Origin of the sequence: Caballeronia glathei (genome assembly GCF_000698595.1) — a bacterium.
GTDB lineage: Bacteria > Pseudomonadota > Gammaproteobacteria > Burkholderiales > Burkholderiaceae > Caballeronia > Caballeronia glathei.
In genome coordinates, this window is sequence record NZ_JFHC01000059.1 from 19780 (window position 1) to 44371 (window position 24592).

Genomic DNA, 24592 nt, shown 5'->3' on the forward strand with positions numbered 1-24592 from the left:
CGGCTGCACGGCCATTCCCACCATCGCGTCTCGCGCTCGCTCGCGCGCAGCGGGACGGCGCTTCAAAGGAGTTCACATGAAGATCACCGGAGAAATGCTGATCGGCGCTTCGGCGGTGCGGGGCACCGGCGCCGCGCTCCGGGCCTTCGACCCGGCCCGCAACACGGAACTCGAGCCGGCATTCGGCGGCGGCGGCGCAGAGGAGGTCGCTCGGGCGTGCGAACTGGCGGAGGCGGCCTTCGACCCGTACCGCTTCGCGCCGCTCGAAACCCGCGCGCAATTCCTCGAAGCAATCGCCGACAACATCCTCGCGCTCGGCGACACGCTGATCGAGCGCGCCCAGGCCGAGTCGGCGCTGCCGAAGGCGCGGCTCGAAGGCGAGCGCGCCCGCACGATCGGTCAGCTGAAGCTGTTCGCGTCGCTCGTGCGCGAAGGGCGCTGGCTCGCGGCGACGCTCGATTCCGCGCAGCCCGATCGCAAGCCGCTGCCGCGTCCCGACCTGCGGCTCCAGAAGATTCCGGTCGGCCCCGTCGCCGTGTTCGGCGCGAGCAATTTCCCGCTGGCGTTTTCCGTGGCGGGCGGCGATACGGCTTCCGCGTTCGCGGCGGGGTGTCCGGTCGTCGTGAAATCGCATCCGGCGCACCTCGGCACCTCAGAGCTCGTCGGACGCGCGATCCAGAAGGCGGTCGCCGAGAGCGGCCTGCCGGAAGGCGTGTTCTCGCTCGTCGTCGGCGCGGGCAACGCGATCGGGGAGGCGCTCGTCGCGCATCCGGCGATCAGGTCGGTCGGCTTCACCGGCTCGCGGCGCGGCGGGCTCGCGCTCGTGGGGATCGCGGCGCAGCGGCCCGAGCCGATCCCAGTCTTCGCCGAAATGAGCAGCGTCAATCCGCTGTTCGCGCTGCCCGGCGCGCTCGCCGCGCGCAGCGACACGCTCGCGGCCGCCTACATCGAGTCGGTGACGCTCGGCGTCGGGCAGTTCTGCACGAACCCGGGCCTCGTGATCGCGCTGGACGGGCCGCATCTGGACGAATTCATCGACGCCGCCGCCCACGCGCTCGAAAAAAAGGGTGCACAGACCATGCTGACGGCCGGCATCGCCGCCGCCTACGCGGATGGCGTGAAGGCGCGCGACGCCGCGGGCGCCGCGCGCCTCGCAACGGGCGCGCAGAACGACGCCGCCTGCTCCGCGCTGCCGGCGCTGTACCAGACGAGCGCCGAGGCCTTTCTCGCGTCGCCGCAACTGGCCGACGAGATTTTCGGCCCGACCTCGCTGATCGTGGTCTGCGGCGACGAGGACGAGATGCTGAACGTCGCGCGCCATCTGGAAGGGCAGTTGACCGCCACGCTGCATCTTGAAAGCGACGACCTGCCGCTCGCCCGGCGCCTCTTGCCGGTTCTCGAGCGCAAGGTCGGCCGGATTCTGGCGAACGGCTTTCCGACGGGCGTCGAGGTGTCGTACGCGATGGTCCACGGCGGCCCGTATCCGGCCACCTCCGACAGCCGCGCGACCTCGGTGGGCGCAATGGCGATCGAGCGCTTCCTGCGTCCGGTCTGCTATCAGGACCTGCCGGCGGCCTTGCTGCCACAGGCCCTTTCCGACGACAATCCGCTGAACCTGTGGCGTCTGCGGGACGGCGAACTCGGCCCGAACTAGCGCCAGGGCACCAATACTCGACGCAGGACAAGGCGGGCGCATCGGCGCCCGCCTTGGCTTTCAGGAGACGAACAATATGACTGGTCAGGAGCGCCGCTATCCCGATCCCGCCATCCGCGTGCTCGATCCGCGCTTTAACGCGCTGCGGCTGCCGGCCGCATCGGTGGAGTGTCTTTATCAGGGCGCGCGCTGGTCGGAGGGCCCCGTTTGGTTCGGCGACGGGCGCTATCTGCTGTGGAGCGACATTCCGAACAACCGCATCCTTCGATGGGACGAGGCGACCGGCCAGGTCGGCACCTTCCGCCAGCCGTCGAACAACGCGAACGGCCACACGCGCGACCGCGAAGGCCGCCTCGTCACCTGCGAACACCTGACGCGGCGCGTGACGCGCACCGAATACGACGGCTCGATCACCGTGCTCGCCGACCGCTACGACGGCAAGCCGCTGAATTCGCCGAACGACGTGGTGGTGAAATCCGACGGCTCGATCTGGTTCACCGATCCGACTTTCGGCATCGACGGCTTTTACGAAGGCGAGAAAGAGGCGCCGCAGCTGAAGCCGGGCGTCTACCGAGTGGACGGACAGAGCGGCGAAGTGACGCTGATGATCGACGACTTCATCGGCCCGAACGGACTGGCGTTCTCGCCGGACGAATCGGTGCTGTACGTCGTCGAATCGCGTTCGACGCCGCGCCGCATCTTCGCGTTCGACGTGGCGGACGGCGGCCGCCGGCTCGCGAACCAGCGGGAGCTGATCGATGCGGGACCGGGCACACCGGACGGCTTTCGCGTGGACGTGGGGGGCAATCTATGGTGTGGCTGGGGCATGGGCACCGACGAACTGGACGGCGTGCGCATCTTCACGCCGCAGGGCGAGGCGATCGGCCATATCGCGCTGCCGGAACGCTGCGCGAACGTGTGTTTCGGCGGCCGGCATCGCAACCGCCTTTTCATGGCGGCGAGCCACGGGCTCTATTCGCTCTATGTGAACACGCAGGGCGCGAAGGGCGGCTAGGCCATCTTCTCCATCATGCGCTCGGGATGCGCGGGCGGGCTGAAGCCGAATTTCGCGTAGAGGCCGTGCGCATCCGACGTAACGAGCATCATGCGTCTCAGGTCCTGCAGATCCTCGTGCGACAGCACGCATTCCAGGAGCCACGTGCCGAGGCCGCGGCCCTGATGCTCAGGCAGGACGAAGACATCGGCGAGATAGGCGAAGGTGGCGCAATCCGTGATCATGCGCGCGTAGCCGATCTGCGCATCGCGCTCGAAGAGGCCGAAGGCGAGCGAATGGCGCGCCGCGCGCTCGACCTTCTCGCGCGCAACGCCGGGGGACCAGTACGCCACCTCGCTCAGATAGCGGTGGATGACGTCGAACTGGAATTCGCCGGTATCGGTGGTGACGCGGTACGGGCCCTTCGTCCATTGCATCGCTCGGCTCCTCATCGGTGATCGACCGATGAGGATAAGCGAGATCAGTGCACCTTGTACACGCGCCCGGTTTCCGCGCCTTCCACGCTGCGGCTGTAGGCAAGCGCGACGCGCGCGCCCGGCGCCGCCTCGAAGCCGCGAAAGTACGGGCCGAAGCTTTCGCGCGCCTCTTCCAGCATCGTCGGGCTGACGGCGTTGATGCGCAGTCCGCGCGGCAGCTCGATCGCCGCGCCCCGCACGAAGCCCTCGATCGCGCCGTTCACCGCCGCCGCGCTCGCGCCCTGGCGGATCACCTCGGCGCCGACGATGCCGCTCGTCAGCGTGAACGAGCCGCCATCGTTCAGATAGTCGCGCGCCGCGAGGACGAGATTGACCTGGCCCATCAGCTTGTCGTCGAGTCCCCGGCGGAACTGCGCGGGCGTCATCTGGACGAGTTCGCCGAAGTGCACGTGGCCCGCCGTGGCGACGATCGCATCGACGCGTCCGATCGAATCGAACAGCCGCCTGATGCTGTCGACATCGGTCAGATCGACGCGGTGCGCACCGCGCGTCGCGCCGATTTCGAACACTTCGTGACGCGGCTTGAACTCGGCGAAGACGGCCCGGCCGACGGTGCCGGTCGCGCCGATGACAGCGATTTTCATGATCTGGCTCATCGAGAAAGGGAGATGGCCGTCATTGTGCGCTTGAGACCCAACGGGAGAAAGGCGCGTTTGCTTGGTGCTTTGCAAAGGCATGGTTTGGAATCGGGGTGTCGGGCGCGATGTGCGCCGCACGCCTCACGCCCGTTGGCCCTCGTTCGCAAGCGAACGCTCCGGGAGGGGTGAGAGCAGGAAGATCGACGCCGACAGCCTGCACACGAGCGCCACGCCCGATACGACGGCGGCGGCCGGAAACACCTGCCACTGGAGCGCGAGCGTCGGCGCCACGAGCGCCACCGACGCGAAACCGAGCGCGACCGTCAGCCAGCGCGCCCATTGCAGCCGCGACGCGACGCACAGATACAGCAAGCCGACCAGCACGCGCGACACCACGGCTGCCGCGAGCGGATGGCTGCCCGCGTCGCCGGGAAGGCCCATCATCACGACGAGGCCGAACTCCACCCACGAAAGCGCGTAGGCGATGGCCAGGCTCGCCAGCGCCGCGCCGAAGCGTTCTCCGTGGACAAGGCGGGCGAGCCTCGGCGATACGCTGGTCCGCGCATCGGTGCGCTTCGCGGCTTCATGTGCAAACACGTTCACTGTGGTCATGAGTGGCTCCGTGCGGCTGATAACGGGTTGGGGTGCCATTGATGGTCGAAGGGGCCGTGGCTGTCAGCACGGCGCGTGCCAGTCCCGCCCACGGACGCGCGGGAACGCGGGTTGCTCACATGACAGGCCGGCACGGAGCGCGCGAGTCGACAATGCACGAAAGGCGCGATATGCGCCTTTGCAACTACTCACCGGGAGGAGCCAATCGATGGGCAACGCGAAAGAGCAGAATCCGCATTCGGAACGCGACGAGAAGGATGTCGACAAGGCGGTCGAGGATACGTTTCCCGCCAGCGATCCGCCCGCCACCGGAGGCGTGACGCGTATCGAATCCGAAGACGACAAGAACAGGGAAAAAGGAAAGTGACGCAACGAAAAGGAGCAGCCAAGGGCCGCAAAAATTGCGGCCCTCTGTTTATTTTATTTGCGAGGCCGGATTATTTTTCGCGTGGCTGCAGTTCGAACAGCCGCGACGGCCGCAGATGGTTCAGCGCGTAATGCCTGCGCCCGCGCAACGTGTGTCCTTTCGGGTCGCGCGCCTCGAAGCGCAGCTTCTCTTCGACCTCCGTCACCTGCGGTGCGACCATGCCCTTGTCGACCAGCCGGTAGCCGCGCTCGAGCGCGAGCAAAAGGCCGTTGCCGCCGAGCCGGCTGTCGAAGCCGCCGAGACCGTCGCCATGTTCGCCGACGAAATTCACGAGCGTCGCATTCGTCGTGACGACGGCATCCGGGTCGTGCTCGCGCATCTCCATCTCGCGCTTGGCGTCGCGGTTCTTGCCGTCGGTGTCGACGGTGTCGTCGAGCGAGTCGTCATTGAACACGTCGGCCCCTCGCGGATGGTGCGCGGTCATGCCGAGCGGCCCCGGCCGCAGATCCGCTCCCTGCCTTTCGCCGCCCACGGCCTTGCTGCCCTGGCCGAGCACGGCGGCCTGCAGGCCGCTCGCGGCCGCCGCGGCGTCCTGCACCTTCACGTGGGCGGTTTCCGTCTCGGGCTTCCTGATGGGACTGCCGGCCGCGTGCTGTGCCTGCGAGTCCTTCGATTCATTGCCTTCAGCGTTGTTCATGATGTGCTCCCGTCTGAAAACCGAGGTCACGCTGACGCAAGTCCCGTTCCGGCTTTTTAGCGACGGAACCCCGAGGCTTGTCGCAGCGTCCCTTCAAACATCGTGCGTCATTTCCCGCATTTTTTTCAACCCAAACCACGTTTTCTACAGAGTATGATTTGAAACCTGCCAGCCCGAAAGCAAGCTGACACGCAACGCGCAAACACCTTTGGCGTGGGCTTTTCCGCCGGGCGCGAACGTTGCCGAATCGAATTAGCAGGGCACTTTTCAAACAGGTGGCTCATGCATCACGATGCTGCTTTTTCACATCGCGGCTATTTACTCAATTGTGCGCCCGCGCGGGCCGGAGATGGCAGCTTTCAGCCCTATGTCGTCATTTCGCGATCGAGCGACGGCGAGCTGGTTGCGAACCGCTTCTTCCCCTCGGAGCTGCGCTTTCACAACGCGGACGACGCCATCGCGCACGCCCGCGACTGGGCCGTCCGATGGATCGACGCGAGCAACGTCACGGTATGAGCCATGCCGTGCTGCGGTCCGCCGCGCGGGTCGGCGACGATGTTCCTCAAAAACGGTTAATCTTGGACAATTCATCCGAGATCGCCGTTTGCGGCGCTCGCTCATCCGCTCATCGTCAACATGCCGAACAAATTGTCACCGCCAGCACACGACCCGTCTCACGAGTGGGGACTGGCCGGAATCGTCGCCGACCTGCGCGCGTCGCGCGAGGAACTGCATCGCACGCGCCATCCGCTCGGCATACGCGAACTGCCGTCGCGCGAAGCGGTGGTCAGGATCGTCAACGGGCTGCGCTCCGCGCTCTTCCCGACCCACTACGGCGCGCCCGACCTGACCGCCGAAAGCGTCGATTACTATGTCGGACACACGCTGGAAAGCACGTTGCGTTTGCTGCATGAGCAGATCCGGCGCGCGCTGCGCTTTTTGCCCGAGTACCGCGAGTCGAGCGACGCGGACCTGAGCGGCCGCGCCTTCGAGATCGCACGCGAATTCGGCCACCAGTTGCCCGCGATCCGGGCACTGCTCGTGTCCGACATCCAGGCCGCGTTCACCGGCGACCCGGCCGCGCAGCACATCACCGAAATCCTGCTGTGCTACCCCGGCGTCTGGGCGATGACGCATCACCGGCTCGCGCATGCGCTGCACCGCCTCGGCGTGCCGCTGCTCGCGCGCTTCATCAACGAGATCGCGCATTCGGCGACGGGCATCGACATCCACCCGGGCGCGACGATCGGGCCGAGCTTCTTCATCGACCACGGCACGGGCGTCGTGATCGGGGAGACAGCGATCATCGGGGAGCGCGTGCGCGTCTATCAGGCCGTGACGCTCGGCGCGAAGAGCTTCCCGGCGGGCAACGACGGCGTGCTCGTGAAGGGCAACGCGCGGCATCCGGTGGTCGAAGACGACGTCGTGATCTACGCGGGCGCGACGATTCTCGGCCGCGTGACGATCGGGCACGGCTCGGTGATCGGCGGCAACGTGTGGCTTACGCACAGTGTGCCGCCGGGGAGCAATGTGTCACAGGGCAAGGTGCGCGAGGGCAGCGGCGGCGAAGCGCCCGACGACGGCCGCGGCGGCTGAGGCGCCGGCGTGCCCGGATGGCCGTCAGGTATGTCGGTCAGGTATTCGACACGCTGAAGGCGTTCTGATTGCCGACGATCGCGAGGAATTCACGGCGCGTCGAAGGGTCGTCGCGAAAGGCGCCGAGCATGCGCGAAGTGACCATCGAGACGCCCGCCTTGTGCACGCCGCGCGTCGACATGCACTGATGCGCGGCCTCCAGAATCACGCCGACGCCAAGCGGTTGCAGCACTTCATCCAGCGTATCGGCGATCTGCGCCGTCATCTTTTCCTGAATCTGCAGGCGTTTCGCGAACGCGTCGACGAGCCGCGCGAGCTTCGAGATGCCCACCACGCGCTTGCTCGGCAGATACGCCACGTGCGCGCGGCCGATGATCGGTACCATGTGATGCTCGCAGTAGCTCTCGAAGCGGATGTCCTTGAGCACGATCATTTCGTCGTAACCCTGCACCTCGGTAAAGGTGCGCGCGAGAATCTCGCGCGGGTCCTGGGCGTAGCCCGCAAAGAACTCTTCGTAGGAACGGATCACCCGCGCGGGCGTATCGCGCAGCCCTTCGCGGCGCGGGTCGTCGCCGGCCCAGCGCAGCAGCACGCGCACGGCGGCTTCGGCTTCCTCGCGGCTCGGACGATCGACTGGATCAGCGGGAATGTCCGAACCCGAAGAAGTACTGGATTTGCCCGAGGCGCTCATCGACGGCTCCTGTTTTTGCTTGAGTGATCGCCCATTGTTCCACGAATCGCTATTCCGACAGGCGGGTCAGGTCTTTCCGCCCCCGTCGATGCCGGAACCCCTGCGCCACACGCGCTTGCCTTCCTCCGAAAGCTCGCCGCTGCTGTGCGCGCGATCCGGCTGCGTGCCTTCCTTTGCCATCGCGCCGCCAGGCTGCTCCTGTGCCTTCTGTTTCCTGCCCTTGCGCGCGGCGATGCGCTCTTCCTGTGAACGTCCGGCGTAGTCGGTCATGACCTTTCTCCTGTACGAATCGACAGGAGAAAGGCGCGCAAACCGCGTTCCAAGGCGCTGACATTCATGTCGTCACTGCAGTTGCCTGCAATGCATAAAGCGCGCCAGGCGCCCGGACGATACAGAGTGTTCAGCGGAGGGCGGCGATCACGCCGGCTTGTCGTGTTCGAGGCCGCCCAGGATCATCCACGCCACGCCGAATTTGTCCGCGACCATGCCGAAGCGCTTCGCGAAGAAGGTCTGCGTGAGCGGCAGTTGCACCTGCCCGCCTTCGGCGAGGGCGTTGAAGAACTGGTCGGCCTTCGCCACGTCGTCGACGGTGAGGGAAAGCGAGACGCCCTGGAAATTCGGCGTGCCGCTCGCCATCCCGTCGGAGGCCATCAGCACCGTGTCCCCGACGCGAAACGACGCGTGCATGATCTTTTCTTCCATGCCCGGCTGGTCGGCGCAGGCATTGTTTTTTTCGGGGCTTTCCTTGTAGCGCATCATCATCTGCGTCTGCGCGCCGAGCTTTTCGCCGTAGAACGCGAGCGCTTCCTCGCAACGGCCTTCGAAGAACAAATAGGGTTGAACGTGCATGGTTGCTCCTGTGGGTTAAGACTTCTCGTCCGGGTCCATATCCGTTGTGAGCGGCACCGACGCGTGCTCGTGCGCGACCCGCCAGTCGCCGTCGATCCGGCGAAAGCACACGGTGGCCCGCACGACATTGTCCAGCTCGCCGATGACAACACGATTGACGCTATGTGCATACGCGACGTCGCCGCTCGCGACGACCTGCACATCGTTCATTTCGAAGGCGAGCGGCCCCTTCATGCCGTCGAACCAGCGCTGCCAGTTCTCGCGGTACTGCGCGGCGCCCCGGAAGGACGCGGGCGGCACCACGTCGAATACGACGACGTCGGGCGCGTAATGACGGATCAGCGCGTTCGCATCCTTCGCGACGACCGCGAGGCGCCATTCTTCGATGAGTTCCCGAATGCGGGCTTCGTCGCCCGCGCGATCACTGGACTCGACCATGCTCGTCTCCTGATGCGGGCTTATCGATAAGACCCGCAAAATAACGGCTTTTTTTATGCTTGTGTACGCCGTCCACAAAAAGTAGCAGAGATAATGGACGGTGTCCACATGCGGAAAAGCCCCGACAAAAAGATGACCAAGCCGAAGCCGCGCAGCACCTATCGTCACGGAGATTTGCGGCGTGCCCTGCTCGACGCGGGCATCGAACTTGCGCGCGACGGCGGCCCGGATGCCGTCGTGCTGCGAGAGGCGACGCGCCGCGCGGGTGTCGTGCCGAACGCGGCATACCGGCACTTCGCGAGCCGCCGTGAGCTGCTTGCCGCGGTGCGCTCGGCGGCGCTGTCGGCGCTGGCCGTCGCCATGGAGAACGAGCTTGCCGCCGTGCCGCGCAAGCGCAGCAGCGCCGACGCGGCGCGTGCGGCGCTGCGCGCGGTGGGCACCGGCTACCTGCGCTTTGCGCAGACGGAAACGGGGCTGTTCCGCACCGCTTTTTCCGCGCCGTCACTGGTTTCCGGCACGCAGGAAGGGCACGGCGCCGGGCATAGCGGACTCGACCCCTTTCAGCTCCTGAGCGCGGCGCTCGACCGGATGGTCGAGGCAGAGGCGCTGCCCGTCGCGCGGCGGTCCGATGCGGAATACCTCGCGTGGTCGGCGGTGCACGGGCTTGCGATGCTGCTCATCGAAGGCCCGTTGCAGCGCTTCGACCGCGACACCGCCGACACCCTGAGCGAGCGTCTTCTCGACATGGTCGAGAAGGGGCTCTGAGACGCTGCTTCAAACCGCGCCCGAGGTTGCCTGGACCGCGCTCACGCGAGGTCCAGTTGCAGCGCGGTTGCGTCGATGGCGGCCTTGGCCTTGCCGACAATCTCGTCGATCTCGGCGCGCGTGATCACGAGCGGCGGCGACAGCAGCATGCGGTCGCCGCTCGCGCGCATCACGAGGTTGCCGTTGAAGCAGTGGTCGCGGCAGATCGTGCCGACTTCGTCGCCGTTCTCGAAACGCTTGCGCGTGCGCGGATCCTGCGCGAGCTGAATGCCCGCCACCAGCCCGGTCCCCGATACCTCGCCAACGATCGGATGATTCGCGAACGTTTCGCGCAGCAGGTTCTGAAAGTAGGGGCCGGTATCGTTCTTCACGCGCTCGATGATGCGCTCGTCGCGCAGGATCGCGAGGTTCGCCACCGCGACGGCCGCCGCCACCGGATGCCCCGAATAGGTCAGCCCGTGATTGAACTCCCCGTTTTCGATGATCGGCTGCGCCACGCGGTCGTGCAGGCCGACCGCGCCCATCGGCACATAGCCGCTCGTCAGTCCCTTCGCCAGCGTGATGAGGTCCGGCTCGAAGCCGAAGTGCTGATGCGCGAACCATTCGCCGGTGCGCCCGAATCCTCCGATGACTTCGTCGGCGGCGAGCAGGATGTCGTGCTTGCGGCAAATGCGCTGGATTTCGGGCCAGTACGTCGACGGCGGGAAGATCACGCCGCCCGCGCCCTGGAACGGCTCGCCGATGAATGCCGCCACGTTCTCCGCGCCCAGTTCGAGAATCTTCGCTTCCAGCTGCCGGGCGCGCGCGAGGCCGAACGCTGCGGGCGTCATGTCGCCGCCTTCGCCGAACCAGTACGGCTGGTCGATGTGCACGATATGCCCGACCTTCGACGGCATCTGCTCATGCATGTAGTCCATGCCGCCGAGCGTGCCGCCCGCGATCGTCGAGCCGTGGTAGCCGTTCCTGCGCGAGATCACGTATTTCTTCTGCGGCTTGCCCTGCGTCGCCCAGAACCGGTGGGCGATGCGCAGCACGGTGTCGTTGCCCTCGGAGCCGCTGTTGCAATAGAAGAAGTGATTGAACGGCGCGGGCGCGAGTTCGGCGAGCAGGGCGGAGAGTTCGATCACGCTCGGGTGGGTCGTCTTGAAGAACGTGTTGTAGAACGGCAGTTGCTGCATCTGGCGGTAAGCGGCGTCCGCGAGCTCGCGGCGCCCGTATCCGACGTTCACGCACCAGAGGCCCGCCATGCCGTCGATGATCCGGTTGCCGTCCGAGTCCCACAGGTACACGCCTTCGCCCCTGACGATCACGCGGCTGCCCGCGCGGTTGAGCGCGTCCATGTCCGAGAACGGGTGGATGTGGTGCGCAGCGTCGAGCGCGCGGTACTCCGCGGTGCTGCGTTGCGGCTGCATGCATGAGAGGGTGTCGGTTCTGTCGTTCATGTTTTCTCCTGAGGTCTTGCCGCGCTCAGACGTGCAGCAGCAGATGCTTGCGTTCCCACGAACTGATCACGCGGAAAAACGCTTCGTATTCGGTTTCCTTCAGAGCAAGGAAGGCTTTCACGAACTTCTCGCCGAACATGTCGGCAAGCGGTTCGCACGCGGCCATCAGCGTGAGGCCTTCTTCCAGATTGCGCGGCAGCTGGTAAGCGAGTGCGTAGCCGTCGCTCGCGAGCGGCGGCGTGGGTTCGAGCCGCTGTGTCATGCCGAGATAGCCGGCGGCGAGTGTCGCGGCGATCGCCAGATACGGATTGCAGTCGACGCCCGGAATACGGTTCTCGATGCGCCGCGCCGCCGGCGCCGAATGCGGAATGCGAAAGCCGACGGTGCGGTTGTCGTAGCCCCATTGCACGTTGATCGGCGCGGCCATGAAGCGCGAGAGGCGCCGGTACGAGTTGATGTAGGGCGCGAAGATCGGCATCAGCGCGGGCGTGTACTTCTGCAGCCCCGCGATGTAGCCGTGAAAGAGCGAGGTCGCTTCGCCGTCGCTGCCGGTGAAGAGATTGCGGCCCGTCTCCGCGTCAACCAGGCTCTGGTGCACATGCATGGCCGATCCGGGTTCGTTCTCCATCGGCTTCGCCATGAACGTCGCGTACATCTTGTGGCGCAGCGCGGCCTCGCGCACGGTGCGCTTGAAGAGGAACACGCGGTCGGCGAGATTGAGTGCGTCGCCGTGCAGAAAGTTGATCTCCATCTGCGCCGCGCCGACCTCGTGAATCAGCGTGTCGACTTCCAGTTCCTGCACGTCGCAATACTCGTAGATGTCTTCGAAGAGCGGATCGAACTCGTTCACCGCGTCGATCGAGTACGCCTGGCGCCCGGTTTCCGGGCGCCCCGTCCTGCCGATGGGCGGTTGCAGCGGCAGGTCGGGGTCGCGGTTCATGTCGACGAGAAAGAACTCCAGCTCGGGGGCGACAACCGGCTTCCAGCCCTTCGCCGCGTACTTGTCCAGCACCTGGCGCAGCACGCGCCGCGGCGAAATGGCGACGGGCGTGCCGTCGAAGTGAACGCAGTCGTGGATCACCTGCGCGGTCGGATCCACGGCCCACGGGATCAGGCGGATCGTCGAGGGGTCGGGCACGCACACCATGTCGGGATCGGTGACGCCGGTCAGGCTGCCGTCGGCGGGATAGTCGCCGGTGACGGTCTGGACCATCACCGCCTGCGGCAGCCGCATCGATTCGCCCGATTCGAACTTGCTGCGCGGAATGATCTTGCCGCGCGCCGTGCCCGCCATGTCGGGGATGATCGCTTCGACCTCGGTGATGTTGTGCTTCTTCAGAAACTCGTCGATGTGTTCCATGATGTTGCCCTCAGTTTTGCGTGCACAGGCCGGCCGCCTGAGCGCGCTTGATTCGTATTCGGTCGCGGCAGGCGTCGCCGAAGGCGCGGAAGATCGCGCTCGACAGCACGTCGCTCGCGTGCTTCCACTCGGGGTGCCATTGCACGCCGAGCGCGAACGCACGCGAATGCGCGACGCTCACCGCCTCGATGAGCCCGTCGGGGGCGACGGCTTCGATTGCGAGGCCATCGGCGAGACGCTCGATGCCTTGTCCATGCAGCGAATTCACGCGCGCCTCGCGCAGGCCGGCGAGCGTGTGCAGCACACCGCCCGCGCTGATGCGCACCGCATGCGACGGCCCGTATTGCACATCGAGCGCGTCGTCCTCGCGTTCGCGATGGTCCGCATACGGCCCCGCCGCGTGCACGCTCTGATGCAGCGTGCCGCCGAAGACGACGTTCATCTCCTGAAAGCCGCGGCAGATGGCGAGCACGGGAACGCCGGCGTCGATCGCGGCGCGCATCAGCGGCAGCGTGGTGGCGTCGCGTGCGGCGTCGTGCAGCGTGCCGGGTGCGGCAGGCACGCCGCCGTAGCGATGTGGCTCGACGTTCGAACGGCTGCCGGTGAAGAGCAGGCCGTCCACGGCCGACAGCACGTCGGCCGCCGCCTGCCGCGCGCCGAGCGCGGGCAGCACGACGGCAAGCGCATGTGCGCCGTCGACGATCGCGTCGATGTACTTTTCCCCCGCCACGTGCGACGGATGCGGCCCCGACATGATGCGGTCCGCGCTGATGCCGACTACAGGACGATTTCGCATTGGTGCCATGACGTCTCACCGAAAATTCGCGCCGGATAGCGGCGCTTGCATGAGTGATTGCAGCTTGGGCGGACGGCCGCATCCCCGGCGTTTGCGGACTTCGCAAAACCGTCGGGCGATGCATGCGGGTCTGGGCCCGATGTGATGTCCGGTCGCGGCGGCTACGCGCGTGCAGAGGCGCACGCATGCCTGCGCGTGCTCACGCGTGAGGAACGCAACGAGCGGGACGAATGGAAAACGGACGTGAAGAGGCGCTACGGCAGCAGCGAAGCCACGCCAACGCAATGCACGGCGATGAAGGCGCGTGCGGCGACGGAGTTGTGGCGTCGCACGGAACGGCGCGACAGGATGGTGAATGCGGACAGGAAGCGGCGATCGATAAGCCTGCCGCAGCGATCGGCGATGGACATGTCGGCGCGGGGCTGGCCCGCGTACTGACATTTGCTCCATCTGACCAGAGGGCTTCGGACTCTCACGATTACACTCGTTTGGCGGTGTTGACGTTTGATGCCCCGTGGATGAAGCACGCGAAGCGTTTCACCGGAAAGGGGCGGGGGCTGGTGCCGGGCGTGCTGGTGTGCGTCTGCATGTCACGGCGGTTCCCTATGTTTGAGGATATACGAGCCAAAAACGCCGTCAATACGTTTTTTCGTTAGTTCGTCGTGCAATCCGAAGCGTGCGCACGCGCGACGTGTGGCGCATCTCCGCTGCCCGCCGGGCCTGAATCGGGACCGCGTGATTCAATTCGCCGATAATTACGCCTCGTTCGCCAATCCCGTCAATTCGAGCCGATGTTTGCAAACCTGCTGGTACAACTCGTCAATGGACTCGCCGATGCCTGCGCGCTCTTTCTCGTCGCATCCGGCCTCTCGCTGATTTTCGGCGTGACGCGCATCGTCAACTTCGCGCATGGCTCGTTCTACATGCTCGGCGTCTATGTTGCGTACAGCCTGACGAGCCGCTTCGGCGCGACGCTCGCGGGCTTCTGGCTCTCCGTCGTGGCGGCGGCGCTGGTGGTCGCGGTGATCGGCGCGCTCGTCGAGGTGTGGGTGCTGAGGCGCATCTATCACGCGCCCGAGCTGTTCCATCTGCTCGCGACGTTCGCGCTGGTGCTGATCTTTCGCGACGCCGCGCTCTATATATGGGGTCCCGAAGACCTGTTCGGCCCGCGCGCGCCGCATCTTGCCGGCGCGATCGAACTGCTCGGCCATTCGCTGCCCGCCTACGACATCGCGCTGATCGCGATCGGTCCGCTCGTGCTCGCGATGCTCTGGTACGCACTTGCGCGCACGCGCTGGGGCACGCTCGTGCGCGCCGCGACCAACGACCGCGAAATGCTCGGCGCGCTCGGCGTCAACCAGACCTGGCTTTTCACCGGGGTGTTCTTCGCGGGCGCGTTTCTCGCGGGACTCGGCGGCGCGCTGCAGGTGCCGCGCATGTCGGCGAATCTTTCGCTCGACCTGGAGACGATCGGCAACGCGTTCGTGGTCGTGGTCGTGGGGGGCATGGGCTCGATTCCGGGCGCGTTCGTCGCCGCGCTGCTGATCGCGGAGATCAAGGCGCTGTGCATCGGCATCGGGCACGTGTCGATAGGCGGCATCGACTTTTCGCTGAGCAAGTTCACGCTCGTCGCGGAGTTCGTGGTGATGGCGATCGTGCTCGTGCTGCGCCCCTGGGGCCTGCTCGGGCGCGCGCAAGGGGCAGTGCGTTCGATGGCCGCCGCCGAGACGCCGCTGCGGCCCGCGAGCCGTCGCGCGAAGGCGCTCGGCGCGATCGTGCTGGCGCTCCTCGTGCTCGCGCCGCTCACGGCAGGCGCCTTCCCGTATCTTCCGGTGCTGCTCGTCGAAATCATGATTGCCGTGCTGTTCGCGGCGAGCCTGCACTTCATCATGGGGCCGGGCGGCATGCATTCGTTCGGTCACGCGGCGTACTTCGGCCTCGGCGCGTACGGCGCGGCGCTCTTCCTCAAGGTGTTCGCGTTGCCGATGGAAGCCGCGCTCGTGCTCGGCCCGCTGCTGGCGGGATTCGGCGCGCTGGTGTTCGGCTGGTTCTGCGTGCGGCTCTCGGGCGTGTATCTCGCGATGCTCACGCTCGCGTTCGCGCAGATCGTGTGGTCGGTCGTGTTCCAGTGGGACGCGGTGACGGGCGGCAGCAACGGCATTCTCGGCCTGTGGCCCTCGCCGTGGCTGAGTTCGCCCGTTGCCTACTACTATGCGACGCTCGTCTTCGCTGTCGCGGGCGTGTCGCTCTTGCGCCGCATGCTGTTCGCGCCGCTCGGCTACGCGATGCGCGCCTCGCGCGATTCGCCTTTGCGTGCCGAAGCCATCGGCATCGACACGCAGCGCATCCAGTGGGCCTCGTTCGTGATCGCGTCGCTGTTTTGCGGACTGGCCGGATCGCTGTATGCGTTCTCGAAGGGCAACATTTCACCCGAGGCGATCAGCGTGGCCCGGTCCGTCGACGGTCTCGTCATGGTGCTGCTCGGCGGCCTGCAGACACTCGCCGGGCCGATCGTCGGCGCTGCGGTGTTCACGTGGCTCCAGGACACGGTGGCGCGCCAGACCGACTACTGGCAGGCGCTCCTCGGCGCCGCGATCCTGCTGCTCGTGATCGCGTTCCCGCAGGGCATCGTCGGCTTCGTGCGCGCGAAGTTCGCGGAGGCGGAATGACACTGCTGCGCGTGACGAACCTCTCGAAATCCTTCGATGGCGTAAAGGCCGTCGACGATGTCTCCTTCGACCTCGCCGCTGGCCAGCTCCTCGCGCTGATCGGCCCGAACGGCGCGGGCAAGTCGACGTGCTTCAACATGGTCAACGGACAATTGAAGCCGTCGTCCGGCTCGATCCGTCTCGACGGGGTCGAACTCGTCGGCAGGCGTCCGCGCGAGATCTGGCGCATGGGTGTCGGACGCACGTTCCAGATCGCGGCCACGTTCAATTCGATGACCGTCATCGAGAACGTGCAGATGGCGCTGGTCTCGCGCGAGCGGCGCCTGTTCGGCCTGTGGAAGCCGTCGGCGTCATGGCACGCCGACGAGGCGATGGCGCTCCTCGAGCAGGTCGGCATGGCGGAGCACGCAGGGCGCGCATGCGGCGTGCTTGCCTATGGCGACGTGAAGCGCGTCGAGCTCGCGATCGCGCTCGCGAACCGGCCGAAGCTGCTGCTGATGGACGAACCGACCGCCGGCATGGCGCCCGGGGAGCGCAACGAACTGATGGCGTTGACCAGGCGGCTCGTGACCGGGCGCAAGATTGGCGTGCTTTTCACCGAGCACAGCATGGACGTGGTGTTCGCCCATGCGGACAAGCTGATCGTGCTCGCGCGCGGCAGGCTGATCGCCGAGGGCGACGCACAGACGGTGCGCAACGACGCGCGCGTGCAGGAGGTGTATCTCGGCACCGGCAGGTCGTTCACGCCGCGCGCGGCGCTCGAAGACGGAGTCACGCTATGACGGCGGGCGACGCGATGCTGAAGGTGTCCGGCCTGAACGCGTTCTATGGGCGCGCGCAGATCCTGTTCGATGTCGGCTTCGAAGTGGCGCGCGGCGAGGTCGTGGCGCTGATGGGGCGCAACGGCGCAGGCAAGTCGACGACGATGAAGGCGCTCATGGGCCTCTTGCCGCGCACGCGCGGCAGCGTGACGTTCCGGGGCCGCGACATCGGCGCGCTGGCGCCGTACCGCATCGCGCGCCTCGGGCTCGGCTACGTGCCTGAAGACCGGCGCGTCTTCGGCGATCTTTCGGTGGCGGAGAATCTCGACACCGGCCGCCAGCCGCCGCGCGAAGGCGCGCCGGCATGGACGCCGGACAAGCTCTTTCGCCTCTTTCCGAACCTCGGCGAGATGCGCGCTCGCGCCGCGAGCCGCATGAGCGGCGGCGAGCAGCAGATGCTCACCGTGTCGCGCACGCTGATGGGCAATCCGTATCTCGTCCTGCTCGACGAACCGTCCGAAGGCGTGGCGCCCGTGATCGTCGAGCAGATGGCGAACATGATCCTCGAACTGAAGCGCGAAGGGCTGTCGATTCTGCTCTCCGAGCAGAACATGCATTTCGCCGAACTGGTCAGCGATCGCGCCTACGTGCTCGAAAAAGGCCAGATCCGTTTCAGCGGCACGATGGACGAACTCGCGCGCAGCGACGAAGTCAGGCGCAACCATCTCAGCGTGTAGGCGCCGCGCGCTGGCACAATCCTGTTTTCTTGAGCATTCATCCGGAGAGACTTTCATGACGCGTGCGGGAACGCTCCTACGCCTGACGGTAATCGCAACCACGACGTTCGCCGCAACCGGCGTATCCGCGGTATACGCCGAGACGATCAAAATTGGCGAGATCAACAGCTACAAGGCGCAACCCGCGTTTCTCGGGCCGTACAAGAATGGCTGGAACCTTGCACTCGACGAGATCAACGCGGCCGGCGGCGTCGACGGCAGGAAGCTCGAAGTCGTCTCGCGCGACGACAACGGAAACCCCGGCGACACGATCCGCGTGGCGCAGGAGCTCGTCGCGCGCGAGCAGGTGAAGCTCCTGTTCGGCGGCTATCTGTCGAACACCGGCCTCGCTCTCGCCGACTATGCGAAGCAGCGCCGCATCTTCTTTCTCGCCGCCGAGCCGCTCACCGACAAGATCGTCTGGCAGGACGGCAACAAGTACACGTACCGCCTGCGCCCGTCCACCTACATGCAGGTGGCGATGCTCGTGCCGGAGGCCGCGAAGCTGAAGAAGAAGCGCTGGGCGCTCGTCTATCCGAACTACGAGTACGGCCAGTCGGCGGCCGCGACGTTCAAGCGTCTCCTGAAGGCGGCGCAGCCGGACGTGGAGTTCGTGGCGGAGCAGGCCACGCCGCTTGGCAGCGTCGATGCGGGCGCTGTCACGCAGGCTCTCGCCGACGCGAAGCCCGACGCGATCTTCAACGTGCTGTTCAGCGCGGACCTGGGCAAGTTCGTGCGCGAGGGCAACACGCGCGGGCTCTTCAAGGACCGCGCGGTCGTGTCGCTGCTGACGGGGGAGCCCGACTACCTCGATCCGCTCGGCGCGGAGGCGCCGGTCGGCTGGATCGTGACGGGCTACCCGTGGTATTCCATCGATACGCCCGCCAACAAGAAGTTCGTCGCCGACTATCGCGCGAAGTATCACGACTATCCGCGGCTCGGCTCGGTAGTGGGCTACAGCGCGATGATGTCGCTCGCGAACGGCCTGAAGAAAGCCGGCTCGACCGATCCGGACAAGCTCGCCGCCGCGTTCAAGGGGCTTGCCGTCGATACGCCGTTCGGCCCGATCACGTACCGCGTGCAGGACAACCAGTCGACGATGGGCGCCTACGTGGGCGTGACGGGGCTGAAAGATGGCAAGGGCGTGATGACCTCGTTCCGCTACATCGACGGCGCGAGCGTGCAGCCGCCGGACGCCGAAGTGAAGAAACTGCGCCCTGCCGATTAGGCGAAACCCTTCATTGTGCTTTCGGAAAGGGCTTGCTGACGAACTTCGATCCGGCAAGCCCGAAGCGCCACGGCACTTCCATCGCCTTCGTGATGCCGATGCGCGGCCCGCTCACGATCGGGAATGCCTCGCCTGCCGCCTCGACCTGAAACGGCGGCTGCGTCAGCGCCATGCCGTTGTTGCGGTGTGTGATGCCGAGCGCCTGCCCCAGGCGCCCCGGCCCCGAGCACAGCAGCTTCACCGGTTCCAGGCCGCGGCGCTCGCGCATCACGTCGATGCCGGTGAGCGGCTCGATTGCGCGAATCAGGACGCCGGCGCCGTGCCCGGCCTCGCGGCACACGAAATTCAGGCACCAGTGAATGCCGTACGACCGGTAGACATACGCGTGCCCGGGCGGCCCGAACATGACGGCGTTGCGTGGCGTTGGCCCGGAAAAGGTGTGCGATGCCGGGTCTTCGCGGTCGTAGGCTTCCGTTTCGACGATGCGGCCGCCGACGCCGTCGACGGTCAGCACGGCGCCGATCAAGAGGCGCGCGACGACTTCGGACGGGGCGGAGAAATCGATCTCGGAGGGCAGGGCGTTCACAGGCATCATTCTAGCTAGACTCGCAGGGACGACAACAAGGAGATCGGACATGAAGACTTCGTGGTTTCTCAAGTTCTCGAATGCCCTCGCGCAGGTGGCCGGCCGGGCATCCACGTTCGTTGTCGCGGTCGGGCTCGTGGTGGTGTGGGGCATCTCCGGGCCGCTCTTTCATTTCAGCGATACGTGGCAGCTCGTCATCAACACGTCCACCACGATCGTCACCTTCCTGATGGTCTTCCTCATCCAGAACACGCAGAACCGCGATACCGCCGCGATGCAGATCAAGCTCGACGAACTGATCCGGGCGGTGGACAACGCGCACAACGCGCTGCTCGATCTGGAGGAACTCGACGAGAAGGATCTCGCCAGGTTCCGCGAGCGCTATGAGCGGCTCGCGAAGCAGGCCCGCACCGACCTGAGCGATGTGCACCGGGACGTCGATCTGCCGAAGGTGGACGAGGGGGAGCAGAAGTAGCGACGCCCGCAGGCAAGGCCTGCGGGCGTTCTCTGAAAGCGGTGCGTGCTCAGTGTTTCAGGCGGCTTTGCGTCAGTTCGCCGGAATGCGGATCGACATGGATGTCGTAGAACTGGCCGGCCTTCGTGGCTTCGCCTTCCCAATTGCCGTCGTCGGCTTCGAGGCGCACCGCGTCATAGCCCAGCGCCTTTACCCTGGCGATAGCGGCCTCCTTTGAAATCCAGTGGGTGCCGGGCTGGTCATGAGCGATCGCTGCGTGGCCGGCCGCGAATGCAAGCAATGCGCCCGCCGCGAAGATTTGCTTCCTCAACATTCAGGTTCCTCGTCAAGTCATGGATGACGAAGCAATCTATCATGCGCGACACCGGCGCATTTTTTGGGATGAGCGTGCGCGGACCGTTCATGCGCGCCGGTCATCGATGCGTGACCGGCCGCACGTTCGGGCTTGCCATCGACCCACGTTTGCGGGATAGAATGTGGACCGTGAAAGTTTGTGGCGCCCGCGGCGGATCGGCATCGATAGACACCGATCCGGGCAGGCCGCCCGGCCCCCTGCGCTTCCCCCCAGATGCGAAGCGCCCTTCGAAGCGATAAATACAACGCACAAAGCGACGAAGCAAGGAGCCGGCTGGTTCGGATTCCGTTCGATATCCGCAAACGTTTGTCGCGCCCCGCCGCGATGGGCCGGCTGTGGCCGGCGCGGCGATCCGCCCGGCGGACCGCTTGAAAAAGCATGATTCTTCTCTATAAAGTTTTTCGGGTTTCTGCCGATTAGCGGGGGCTTTCCGCCATCTTCAAACGAAGAATTGAGGGCAATTCAGCCTTCATTTGGCGAGATTATTTCTTTCGACAATCGATAGGATGTGTCTTACTCGGCCCGTGTATGGGTCGGGTGCACACCTACCTTCTCCCTAAAGGAATAATCAAATGCGCAAACTTTTCAAAGCGTTTGTTCGCGATGAACGCGGCGTGAGCGCCATGGAGTACGCGGTTCTGGCCGGCATCGTCGTCGTTGCCCTGGCGGCGCTCGGCGGCACCCTGAGTACCGGGTTCGCGGACCTGTTCACCGGTCTCTTCACGAAGGTATCGACCGCAGCGAACGGCTCGTAATAGCCGCTGTGGCAAGGGAGATTCGCAATCCACCCATGCCGATCTCCCCGCCACCCTCCCGCTCTCATAACGCGACCATCGTGCAGCTTCTGTCTCTTGCCATTCGTCTCGTCGTACTGTGCGCGCTGGTATGGCTCGCGGTCATCGACGTTCGCTCGCGGCGTCTGCCGACGAAGATCGTCATGGCAATCGGTACGCTGTTCTTCGTGGACGCGCTGATTCTGCGCATGTCCATCGACGGTGTCATCGCACACCTGCTGCTCGCACTTGGCGTCTTCCTCGTCTGCGCCGCGCTGTTCGCGGCAAGGATGCTGGGCGGAGGCGACGCGAAGCTCGCCTCCGTCATCTTTCTATGGGCGGGCCTCGGCCTTTCCATACCGGCCTTAACGCTGATTTCAGTGATCGGGACGCTGGTGTCCCTGATCAGCCTCGCCACCCGGAACATGAAGCCGGAGCAGCGTTCCCAGCCGATGCGCGCGCTCGCGATGTTTTCCGGCACGCGCGGCGTGCCTTATGGCGTGGCGCTTGCGCTCGGTGGCGGTCTCGTCATCGTGCTGCCCGCGCTCTCGCCGCTGTTATCGACGCGATAGGACGGCACTTCCATGTCCAACATCATCAAATTTGCCGTGCTCGTCGTAGGCGCGATCCTGATTGCCCTGATCGTGCGCGTCGTGATCGCGAGCGCCTCGCGTCCGGCAAACCGCGTCGTCACGACCGAGAAAGTCCAGGTCAGCGCCGCCGTCCTCCCGCAAGGCCTCCTGCTGCGCGACGACGACCTCGCCTGGAAGCAGATCCCGGTCGCGGAGGTGCCGCCGAACGCCATCGTCTCCGGCGCGCCGAACGCACCCGACCTGAAGGGCGCGCTGCTGCGCCATCCGGTCGCAAGCGGGGCGGTGCTCGTCGCCGACGACGTCATCCTGCCGAGCGCGCCGGGCTTTCTCGCGGCCTCGCTCAAGCCGGAGATGCGCGCGGTATCGGTCGCCGTGGACGACGTGTCCGGCAATGCCGGCCTGATCCAGCCGGGCGACTATGTCGACCTGCTGCTGACCCAGCAGATGGATCGCCGCACCGACTCGCCCGATCTCGCGGTGTCGAGCGAGACGGTGGTCGAGCATGTCCGCGTGCTGGCGGTCGGCTCGGAGATCCGGCGCCCGAAGAACAACGGCGATACCCCCGAAGCCGTCACCCGCGTGCGCACGGTCACGCTCGAAGTGACGCCGCGCATGGGCGAGGTGGTCGCGGTCGCGGCGCGGCTCGGCAGCCTGTCGCTCGCGTTGCGCAGTTTCGCGACGGTCACGCGCGAGCCGGCCGCATCCGCGGCGAGCGCGGCATCGTCGTCCGAGCATGCGCCGATCTGGGCCGGCGATATCTCGCGCGCCGTGCGCGATCTGCCGCGACAGCGCACGCCGCATGCGAGCACGTCCGCCCCTGTGCCGCTGGTGCCGCGCACGGTGACCATCTACCGCGGCTCTGAAAAGAGCGATACGTCGTCGGGCTCCGCGCAGGTGAGCGCCGCCGCGGGCGACATCGTGCCGCCGCTGCCAAGCGTCCCTTCCCAGCGCTGATGCCGTGCAGACGGTGGACGTAGCTTGAAATCGCCAGGATCGAAAGTCATGAAAACGCAGTTCCATTCGAGTTGCAGCGCAGCGAGGCTCATCGCGCTTGCGGCGGCGTGCGCGGGGGTGATGCTCGCCGCCGGCGCATACGCGGCGGCGGCGCCTGCGGGCGCCGCGAAGCCGCACGCCGCGAGCAAGGCCGCGCACGCCGCCGCGCCTGCGCCGTCGCCGGGACGCAAGCCGCCCGTGGCGGCGCAATCCGCACACGCCGCGAAGGCTACGCAAGCCACGCAAGCCGCGCAATTGCAACTCGCGCAATTGCAACTTGCGCAGGCGCGCATGGCCGCCAGGCCCGGAGTCGCGCCCGCCGCGATCCCGGCCGCCATGCCGGTGAACGCGCAGGGCCCGCTGTCGCTCGACGCAGGCAAGGGCACGATGCTGCATCTGGGCGAGGACGCGCGGTCGGTGTTCGTCGCGGACCCGGTCATTGCCGACGTGCAGGTGCCGTCGCCGAAGGCCGTGTTCGTGCTCGGCAAGAAGACCGGAACGACGACGCTCTACGTGCTCGGGGCGAACAACAAGACGCTGCTTCAGCGCACGGTGGTCGTCACGCGCGACATGGTGTCGCTGCGCAACCTCGTCTCCGCCCGCTTTCCCAATCTGAACGTGCAGGTCGGCACCGGCCAGGGGTCGCTGCTGCTGACGGGGCAGGTGCCCAATCCGGCCGACGCCGACGCGATCGTGCAGGCCGTCACCCCCTATCTCGCGGACAAGGAAGTGCTGATCAACCGCATGACGATCGACCGGCCGCTTCAGGTGCAACTGCGCGTGCGCATCACGGAGGTGGACCGCAACGTCACGCAGCAGCTCGGCATCAACTGGCAGGCGCTGGGCAATGTGGCCGGCAACTTCTTCGGCGGCGTCTTCAGCGGCCGGCCGATCTACAACCTCAACCAGCCGATTCCCAACGGCTCGGGCGGCGTGACGTTCCCGGTGAACCTGCCGACCAACAATGCCTATTCGATCCTCGGCGCGTTCAAGACCGGCAACACGGACATCCGCGTGCTCGTCGACGCGCTGAACCAGGAGGGCCTGCTCACCGTGCTGGCGGAGCCGAATCTCGTGGCGCTCTCGGGCGAGACGGCGAGCTTCCTCGCGGGCGGCGAGTTTCCGATCCCGGTGTCGCAGACCAACGGCGCGATCTCCGTCGAGTTCAAGCAGTTCGGCGTCAAGCTCGACTTCACGCCGACCGTGCTGAACGAGCGGCGCATCAGCCTCAAGGTGCGCCCGGAAGTGAGCCAGATCGACCCCAGCGCGAGCGTGACGACCGGCGGCATCACGGTGCCCGGCCTCTCCGTGCGCCGCGCGGATACGACCGTGGAACTCGCGAGCGGCCAGAGCTTCGCGATCGGCGGGTTGTTGCAGAGCAATACCACCGACATCATTTCGCAGGTGCCGGGTGTCGGCTCCATTCCGATCCTGGGCAAGCTGTTCTCGTCGTCGAACTACCAGAACAACAAGACCGAGCTGGTCATCATGGTGACGCCGTACCTCGTCGAGCCGACCGATCCCGCGAAGCTGCGCTCGCCGCTCGAGTCGCTCGTCTCGCCGAGCAGCGATGTCGAGTACAGCTTCAGGCAGCGGGCCGGCGACGAGCCGCCGCCTGGGCAACCGCGCCTCGTCGGCGCGGCCGGATACGTCTATTGAGCGCCCCGCCATGAACTACGCAAGATTCGCCTCGCTCCTTCTGCTGTGCGCCGCCGCGGCGGGCGTGAGCGGCTGCATCAAGCCGCCGCGCAACATGCCCAACGAGTCGGTCATCGGCTTCGACGGGCGCAACGCGCTGCCGCCGGACTGCGCGTCGCTCTCGCGGCCCGCTGTGCTGACCGATGCGGGCTGGCGGCGTCCGAGCATGGAATGGGGCTGCGCGACCTATACGAATCTCGCGGCGCAGCTCGCGCGGCCGCAGGATGCCGTTGCGCCCCAGACGCTCGGCCCGGCCGACGCGGCGGTGGCCGCGAGCGCCGTGCGCCGCTACGAGACCGGCCGCGTGACCCGTCTCGACACGTCGACGTCGCGCGATTCCAAGTGACGC

30 protein-coding genes are annotated in these 24592 nt (G+C 66.3%); 16 read left to right on the forward strand and 14 right to left on the reverse strand.

From position 1 onward, the window contains the following. Positions 1–76: 76 nt before the first annotated feature. Positions 77–1654, forward strand: coding sequence for an aldehyde dehydrogenase (NADP(+)) (locus BG61_RS28560; RefSeq protein ID WP_035934279.1), 1578 nt, complete (start codon positions 77–79; stop codon positions 1652–1654). Between the two features lie 76 nt (positions 1655–1730). Next, positions 1731–2669, forward strand: a complete 939-nt coding sequence (locus BG61_RS28565) for an SMP-30/gluconolactonase/LRE family protein (RefSeq protein ID WP_035934281.1) — start codon at positions 1731–1733, stop codon at positions 2667–2669. Here the strand turns inward: BG61_RS28565 and BG61_RS28570 are convergent. The 3 genes from BG61_RS28570 to BG61_RS28580 form a co-directional block, all read right to left on the reverse strand. Continuing rightward, a complete protein-coding gene (locus BG61_RS28570; protein WP_035934283.1) occupies positions 2666–3085 on the reverse strand; it encodes a GNAT family N-acetyltransferase in 420 nt (139 codons plus the stop codon). The genes BG61_RS28565 and BG61_RS28570 overlap by 4 nt on opposite strands. Positions 3086–3129: 44 nt before the next feature. Further along, positions 3130–3729, reverse strand: a complete 600-nt coding sequence (locus BG61_RS28575; RefSeq protein ID WP_035934344.1) for a short chain dehydrogenase — start codon at positions 3727–3729, stop codon at positions 3130–3132. A 135-nt stretch (positions 3730–3864) separates the two neighbouring features. Then, positions 3865–4335, reverse strand: coding sequence for a hypothetical protein (locus BG61_RS28580; protein ID WP_035934284.1), 471 nt, complete (start codon positions 4333–4335; stop codon positions 3865–3867). 208 nt (positions 4336–4543) lie between these two features. On the opposite strand from BG61_RS28580, the gene BG61_RS43380 reads away from it, so the two are divergent. Beyond that, positions 4544–4702 (forward strand): hypothetical protein, encoded by a 159-nt coding sequence (locus BG61_RS43380; protein WP_169743322.1) that lies wholly within the window; start codon positions 4544–4546, stop codon positions 4700–4702. A gap of 70 nt (positions 4703–4772) precedes the next feature. Here the strand turns inward: BG61_RS43380 and BG61_RS28585 are convergent, their stop codons facing one another. Beyond that, complete coding sequence (locus BG61_RS28585; protein WP_035934285.1) at positions 4773–5399, reverse strand: DUF3005 domain-containing protein; 627 nt, start codon at positions 5397–5399, stop codon at positions 4773–4775. 282 nt (positions 5400–5681) lie between these two features. Here BG61_RS28585 and BG61_RS28590 point away from each other — a divergent pair, with 282 nt between their 5' ends. After that, positions 5682–5915 carry a hypothetical protein gene (locus BG61_RS28590; RefSeq protein ID WP_035934286.1) on the forward strand — a complete coding sequence of 78 codons (234 nt, stop codon included), beginning with the start codon at positions 5682–5684 and terminating at the stop codon, positions 5913–5915. Positions 5916–6047: 132 nt separating this feature from the next. After that, positions 6048–6995: a serine O-acetyltransferase EpsC gene (gene epsC / locus BG61_RS28595; protein ID WP_232256252.1), complete on the forward strand. Its 948-nt coding sequence runs from the start codon at positions 6048–6050 to the stop codon at positions 6993–6995. Between the two features lie 37 nt (positions 6996–7032). Here the strand turns inward: epsC and folE are convergent, their stop codons facing one another. From folE to BG61_RS28615, 4 genes are all read right to left on the reverse strand, one after another. After that, the gene (gene folE / locus BG61_RS28600) at positions 7033–7686 is read right to left on the reverse strand and encodes a GTP cyclohydrolase I FolE (protein ID WP_035934291.1); all 654 of its coding nucleotides are present in this window, start codon (positions 7684–7686) and stop codon (positions 7033–7035) included. Positions 7687–7752: 66 nt separating this feature from the next. Beyond that, positions 7753–7956, reverse strand: coding sequence for a hypothetical protein (locus BG61_RS28605; RefSeq protein ID WP_035934293.1), 204 nt, complete (start codon positions 7954–7956; stop codon positions 7753–7755). 147 nt (positions 7957–8103) lie between these two features. Then, a complete protein-coding gene (locus tag BG61_RS28610; protein WP_035934295.1) occupies positions 8104–8535 on the reverse strand; it encodes a VOC family protein in 432 nt (143 codons plus the stop codon). 15 nt (positions 8536–8550) lie between these two features. Then, positions 8551–8973, reverse strand: a complete 423-nt coding sequence (locus tag BG61_RS28615) for a YybH family protein (protein WP_035934297.1) — start codon at positions 8971–8973, stop codon at positions 8551–8553. A gap of 132 nt (positions 8974–9105) precedes the next feature. Here BG61_RS28615 and BG61_RS28620 point away from each other — a divergent pair, with 132 nt between their 5' ends. Then, positions 9106–9738, forward strand: a complete 633-nt coding sequence (locus BG61_RS28620) for a TetR/AcrR family transcriptional regulator (RefSeq protein WP_035934346.1) — start codon at positions 9106–9108, stop codon at positions 9736–9738. Between the two features lie 41 nt (positions 9739–9779). Here BG61_RS28620 and BG61_RS28625 read toward each other — a convergent pair whose 3' ends face one another. The 4 genes from BG61_RS28625 to BG61_RS45055 all read right to left on the reverse strand — a co-directional run bounded on the left by BG61_RS28625 (position 9780) and on the right by BG61_RS45055 (position 13794). Beyond that, positions 9780–11180 carry an aspartate aminotransferase family protein gene (locus tag BG61_RS28625; protein WP_035934299.1) on the reverse strand — a complete coding sequence of 467 codons (1401 nt, stop codon included), beginning with the start codon at positions 11178–11180 and terminating at the stop codon, positions 9780–9782. Positions 11181–11205: 25 nt separating this feature from the next. After that, entirely contained in the window at positions 11206–12540 is a 1335-nt protein-coding gene (locus BG61_RS28630; protein ID WP_035934301.1) for a glutamine synthetase family protein, read from the reverse strand. 10 nt (positions 12541–12550) lie between these two features. After that, positions 12551–13336: a gamma-glutamyl-gamma-aminobutyrate hydrolase family protein gene (locus BG61_RS28635; protein WP_035934304.1), complete on the reverse strand. Its 786-nt coding sequence runs from the start codon at positions 13334–13336 to the stop codon at positions 12551–12553. A gap of 254 nt (positions 13337–13590) precedes the next feature. Further along, positions 13591–13794, reverse strand: a complete 204-nt coding sequence (locus tag BG61_RS45055; RefSeq protein ID WP_075584246.1) for a hypothetical protein — start codon at positions 13792–13794, stop codon at positions 13591–13593. Positions 13795–14127: 333 nt separating this feature from the next. Between BG61_RS45055 and BG61_RS28645 the strand changes: the two genes are divergently transcribed. Genes BG61_RS28645 through BG61_RS28660 form a run of 4 tightly spaced genes read left to right on the forward strand, consistent with a single transcriptional unit; the run spans position 14128 to position 18770 of the window. Next, positions 14128–16005 carry an ABC transporter permease gene (locus BG61_RS28645; RefSeq protein ID WP_035934307.1) on the forward strand — a complete coding sequence of 626 codons (1878 nt, stop codon included), beginning with the start codon at positions 14128–14130 and terminating at the stop codon, positions 16003–16005. Beyond that, positions 16002–16787 (forward strand): ABC transporter ATP-binding protein, encoded by a 786-nt coding sequence (locus tag BG61_RS28650; RefSeq protein ID WP_035934309.1) that lies wholly within the window; start codon positions 16002–16004, stop codon positions 16785–16787. Before BG61_RS28645 ends, BG61_RS28650 begins: the two co-directional genes overlap by 4 nt. Beyond that, positions 16784–17503, forward strand: coding sequence for an ABC transporter ATP-binding protein (locus BG61_RS28655; protein ID WP_035934315.1), 720 nt, complete (start codon positions 16784–16786; stop codon positions 17501–17503). Before BG61_RS28650 ends, BG61_RS28655 begins: the two co-directional genes overlap by 4 nt. A 55-nt stretch (positions 17504–17558) precedes the next feature. Further along, positions 17559–18770 (forward strand): ABC transporter substrate-binding protein, encoded by a 1212-nt coding sequence (locus BG61_RS28660; protein ID WP_035934319.1) that lies wholly within the window; start codon positions 17559–17561, stop codon positions 18768–18770. Between the two features lie 10 nt (positions 18771–18780). Here BG61_RS28660 and BG61_RS28665 read toward each other — a convergent pair whose 3' ends face one another. Next, a complete protein-coding gene (locus BG61_RS28665) occupies positions 18781–19362 on the reverse strand; it encodes a DNA-3-methyladenine glycosylase (protein ID WP_035934347.1) in 582 nt (193 codons plus the stop codon). A 43-nt stretch (positions 19363–19405) separates the two neighbouring features. Between BG61_RS28665 and BG61_RS28670 the strand changes: the two genes are divergently transcribed. Beyond that, complete coding sequence (locus BG61_RS28670) at positions 19406–19831, forward strand: low affinity iron permease family protein (protein ID WP_035934321.1); 426 nt, start codon at positions 19406–19408, stop codon at positions 19829–19831. Between the two features lie 49 nt (positions 19832–19880). Here BG61_RS28670 and BG61_RS28675 read toward each other — a convergent pair whose 3' ends face one another. Then, positions 19881–20144: a PepSY domain-containing protein gene (locus BG61_RS28675; protein WP_035934324.1), complete on the reverse strand. Its 264-nt coding sequence runs from the start codon at positions 20142–20144 to the stop codon at positions 19881–19883. Positions 20145–20758: 614 nt separating this feature from the next. Between BG61_RS28675 and BG61_RS28680 the strand changes: the two genes are divergently transcribed. From BG61_RS28680 to BG61_RS28700, 5 genes are all read left to right on the forward strand, one after another. Beyond that, the gene (locus BG61_RS28680; RefSeq protein ID WP_035934327.1) at positions 20759–20941 is read left to right on the forward strand and encodes a Flp family type IVb pilin; all 183 of its coding nucleotides are present in this window, start codon (positions 20759–20761) and stop codon (positions 20939–20941) included. An 80-nt stretch (positions 20942–21021) separates the two neighbouring features. Next, the gene (locus tag BG61_RS28685; protein ID WP_035934349.1) at positions 21022–21531 is read left to right on the forward strand and encodes an A24 family peptidase; all 510 of its coding nucleotides are present in this window, start codon (positions 21022–21024) and stop codon (positions 21529–21531) included. 12 nt (positions 21532–21543) lie between these two features. Further along, positions 21544–22506: a Flp pilus assembly protein CpaB gene (gene cpaB, locus BG61_RS28690; RefSeq protein WP_035934329.1), complete on the forward strand. Its 963-nt coding sequence runs from the start codon at positions 21544–21546 to the stop codon at positions 22504–22506. Positions 22507–22836: 330 nt separating this feature from the next. Then, on the forward strand, positions 22837–24204 hold the full coding sequence (locus BG61_RS28695) for a type II and III secretion system protein family protein (protein ID WP_051672838.1): 1368 nt from the start codon (positions 22837–22839) through the stop codon (positions 24202–24204). A 10-nt stretch (positions 24205–24214) separates the two neighbouring features. Beyond that, positions 24215–24589, forward strand: coding sequence for a CpaD family pilus assembly lipoprotein (locus tag BG61_RS28700; RefSeq protein WP_035934332.1), 375 nt, complete (start codon positions 24215–24217; stop codon positions 24587–24589). Positions 24590–24592 lie beyond the last annotated feature (3 nt).

What these genes read in the sequence shown, in the direction of transcription:
- BG61_RS28695 (WP_051672838.1), top strand. Translation starts at nt 22,837, where the DNA reads ATGGCCGCCAGGCCCGGAGTCGCGCCCGCCGCGATCCCGGCCGCCATG.
- BG61_RS28700 (WP_035934332.1), top strand. Translation starts at nt 24,215, where the DNA reads ATGAACTACGCAAGATTCGCCTCGCTCCTTCTGCTGTGCGCCGCCGCG.
- BG61_RS28570 (WP_035934283.1), bottom strand. Translation starts at nt 3,085, where the DNA reads ATGCAATGGACGAAGGGCCCGTACCGCGTCACCACCGATACCGGCGAA.
- cpaB (WP_035934329.1), top strand. Translation starts at nt 21,544, where the DNA reads ATGTCCAACATCATCAAATTTGCCGTGCTCGTCGTAGGCGCGATCCTG.
- BG61_RS28615 (WP_035934297.1), bottom strand. Translation starts at nt 8,973, where the DNA reads ATGGTCGAGTCCAGTGATCGCGCGGGCGACGAAGCCCGCATTCGGGAA.
- BG61_RS28635 (WP_035934304.1), bottom strand. Translation starts at nt 13,336, where the DNA reads ATGCGAAATCGTCCTGTAGTCGGCATCAGCGCGGACCGCATCATGTCG.
- BG61_RS28630 (WP_035934301.1), bottom strand. Translation starts at nt 12,540, where the DNA reads ATGGAACACATCGACGAGTTTCTGAAGAAGCACAACATCACCGAGGTC.
- BG61_RS28680 (WP_035934327.1), top strand. Translation starts at nt 20,759, where the DNA reads ATGCGCAAACTTTTCAAAGCGTTTGTTCGCGATGAACGCGGCGTGAGC.
- BG61_RS28610 (WP_035934295.1), bottom strand. Translation starts at nt 8,535, where the DNA reads ATGCACGTTCAACCCTATTTGTTCTTCGAAGGCCGTTGCGAGGAAGCG.
- BG61_RS28625 (WP_035934299.1), bottom strand. Translation starts at nt 11,180, where the DNA reads ATGAACGACAGAACCGACACCCTCTCATGCATGCAGCCGCAACGCAGC.
- BG61_RS28620 (WP_035934346.1), top strand. Translation starts at nt 9,106, where the DNA reads ATGACCAAGCCGAAGCCGCGCAGCACCTATCGTCACGGAGATTTGCGG.
- BG61_RS28575 (WP_035934344.1), bottom strand. Translation starts at nt 3,729, where the DNA reads ATGAAAATCGCTGTCATCGGCGCGACCGGCACCGTCGGCCGGGCCGTC.
- BG61_RS28670 (WP_035934321.1), top strand. Translation starts at nt 19,406, where the DNA reads ATGAAGACTTCGTGGTTTCTCAAGTTCTCGAATGCCCTCGCGCAGGTG.
- BG61_RS28675 (WP_035934324.1), bottom strand. Translation starts at nt 20,144, where the DNA reads ATGTTGAGGAAGCAAATCTTCGCGGCGGGCGCATTGCTTGCATTCGCG.
- BG61_RS43380 (WP_169743322.1), top strand. Translation starts at nt 4,544, where the DNA reads ATGGGCAACGCGAAAGAGCAGAATCCGCATTCGGAACGCGACGAGAAG.
- BG61_RS28560 (WP_035934279.1), top strand. Translation starts at nt 77, where the DNA reads ATGAAGATCACCGGAGAAATGCTGATCGGCGCTTCGGCGGTGCGGGGC.
- BG61_RS28645 (WP_035934307.1), top strand. Translation starts at nt 14,128, where the DNA reads ATGTTTGCAAACCTGCTGGTACAACTCGTCAATGGACTCGCCGATGCC.
- BG61_RS28585 (WP_035934285.1), bottom strand. Translation starts at nt 5,399, where the DNA reads ATGAACAACGCTGAAGGCAATGAATCGAAGGACTCGCAGGCACAGCAC.
- BG61_RS28580 (WP_035934284.1), bottom strand. Translation starts at nt 4,335, where the DNA reads ATGACCACAGTGAACGTGTTTGCACATGAAGCCGCGAAGCGCACCGAT.
- folE (WP_035934291.1), bottom strand. Translation starts at nt 7,686, where the DNA reads ATGAGCGCCTCGGGCAAATCCAGTACTTCTTCGGGTTCGGACATTCCC.
- BG61_RS28655 (WP_035934315.1), top strand. Translation starts at nt 16,784, where the DNA reads ATGACGGCGGGCGACGCGATGCTGAAGGTGTCCGGCCTGAACGCGTTC.
- BG61_RS28565 (WP_035934281.1), top strand. Translation starts at nt 1,731, where the DNA reads ATGACTGGTCAGGAGCGCCGCTATCCCGATCCCGCCATCCGCGTGCTC.
- BG61_RS28605 (WP_035934293.1), bottom strand. Translation starts at nt 7,956, where the DNA reads ATGACCGACTACGCCGGACGTTCACAGGAAGAGCGCATCGCCGCGCGC.
- BG61_RS28650 (WP_035934309.1), top strand. Translation starts at nt 16,002, where the DNA reads ATGACACTGCTGCGCGTGACGAACCTCTCGAAATCCTTCGATGGCGTA.
- BG61_RS28590 (WP_035934286.1), top strand. Translation starts at nt 5,682, where the DNA reads ATGCATCACGATGCTGCTTTTTCACATCGCGGCTATTTACTCAATTGT.
- BG61_RS28660 (WP_035934319.1), top strand. Translation starts at nt 17,559, where the DNA reads ATGACGCGTGCGGGAACGCTCCTACGCCTGACGGTAATCGCAACCACG.
- BG61_RS28665 (WP_035934347.1), bottom strand. Translation starts at nt 19,362, where the DNA reads ATGCCTGTGAACGCCCTGCCCTCCGAGATCGATTTCTCCGCCCCGTCC.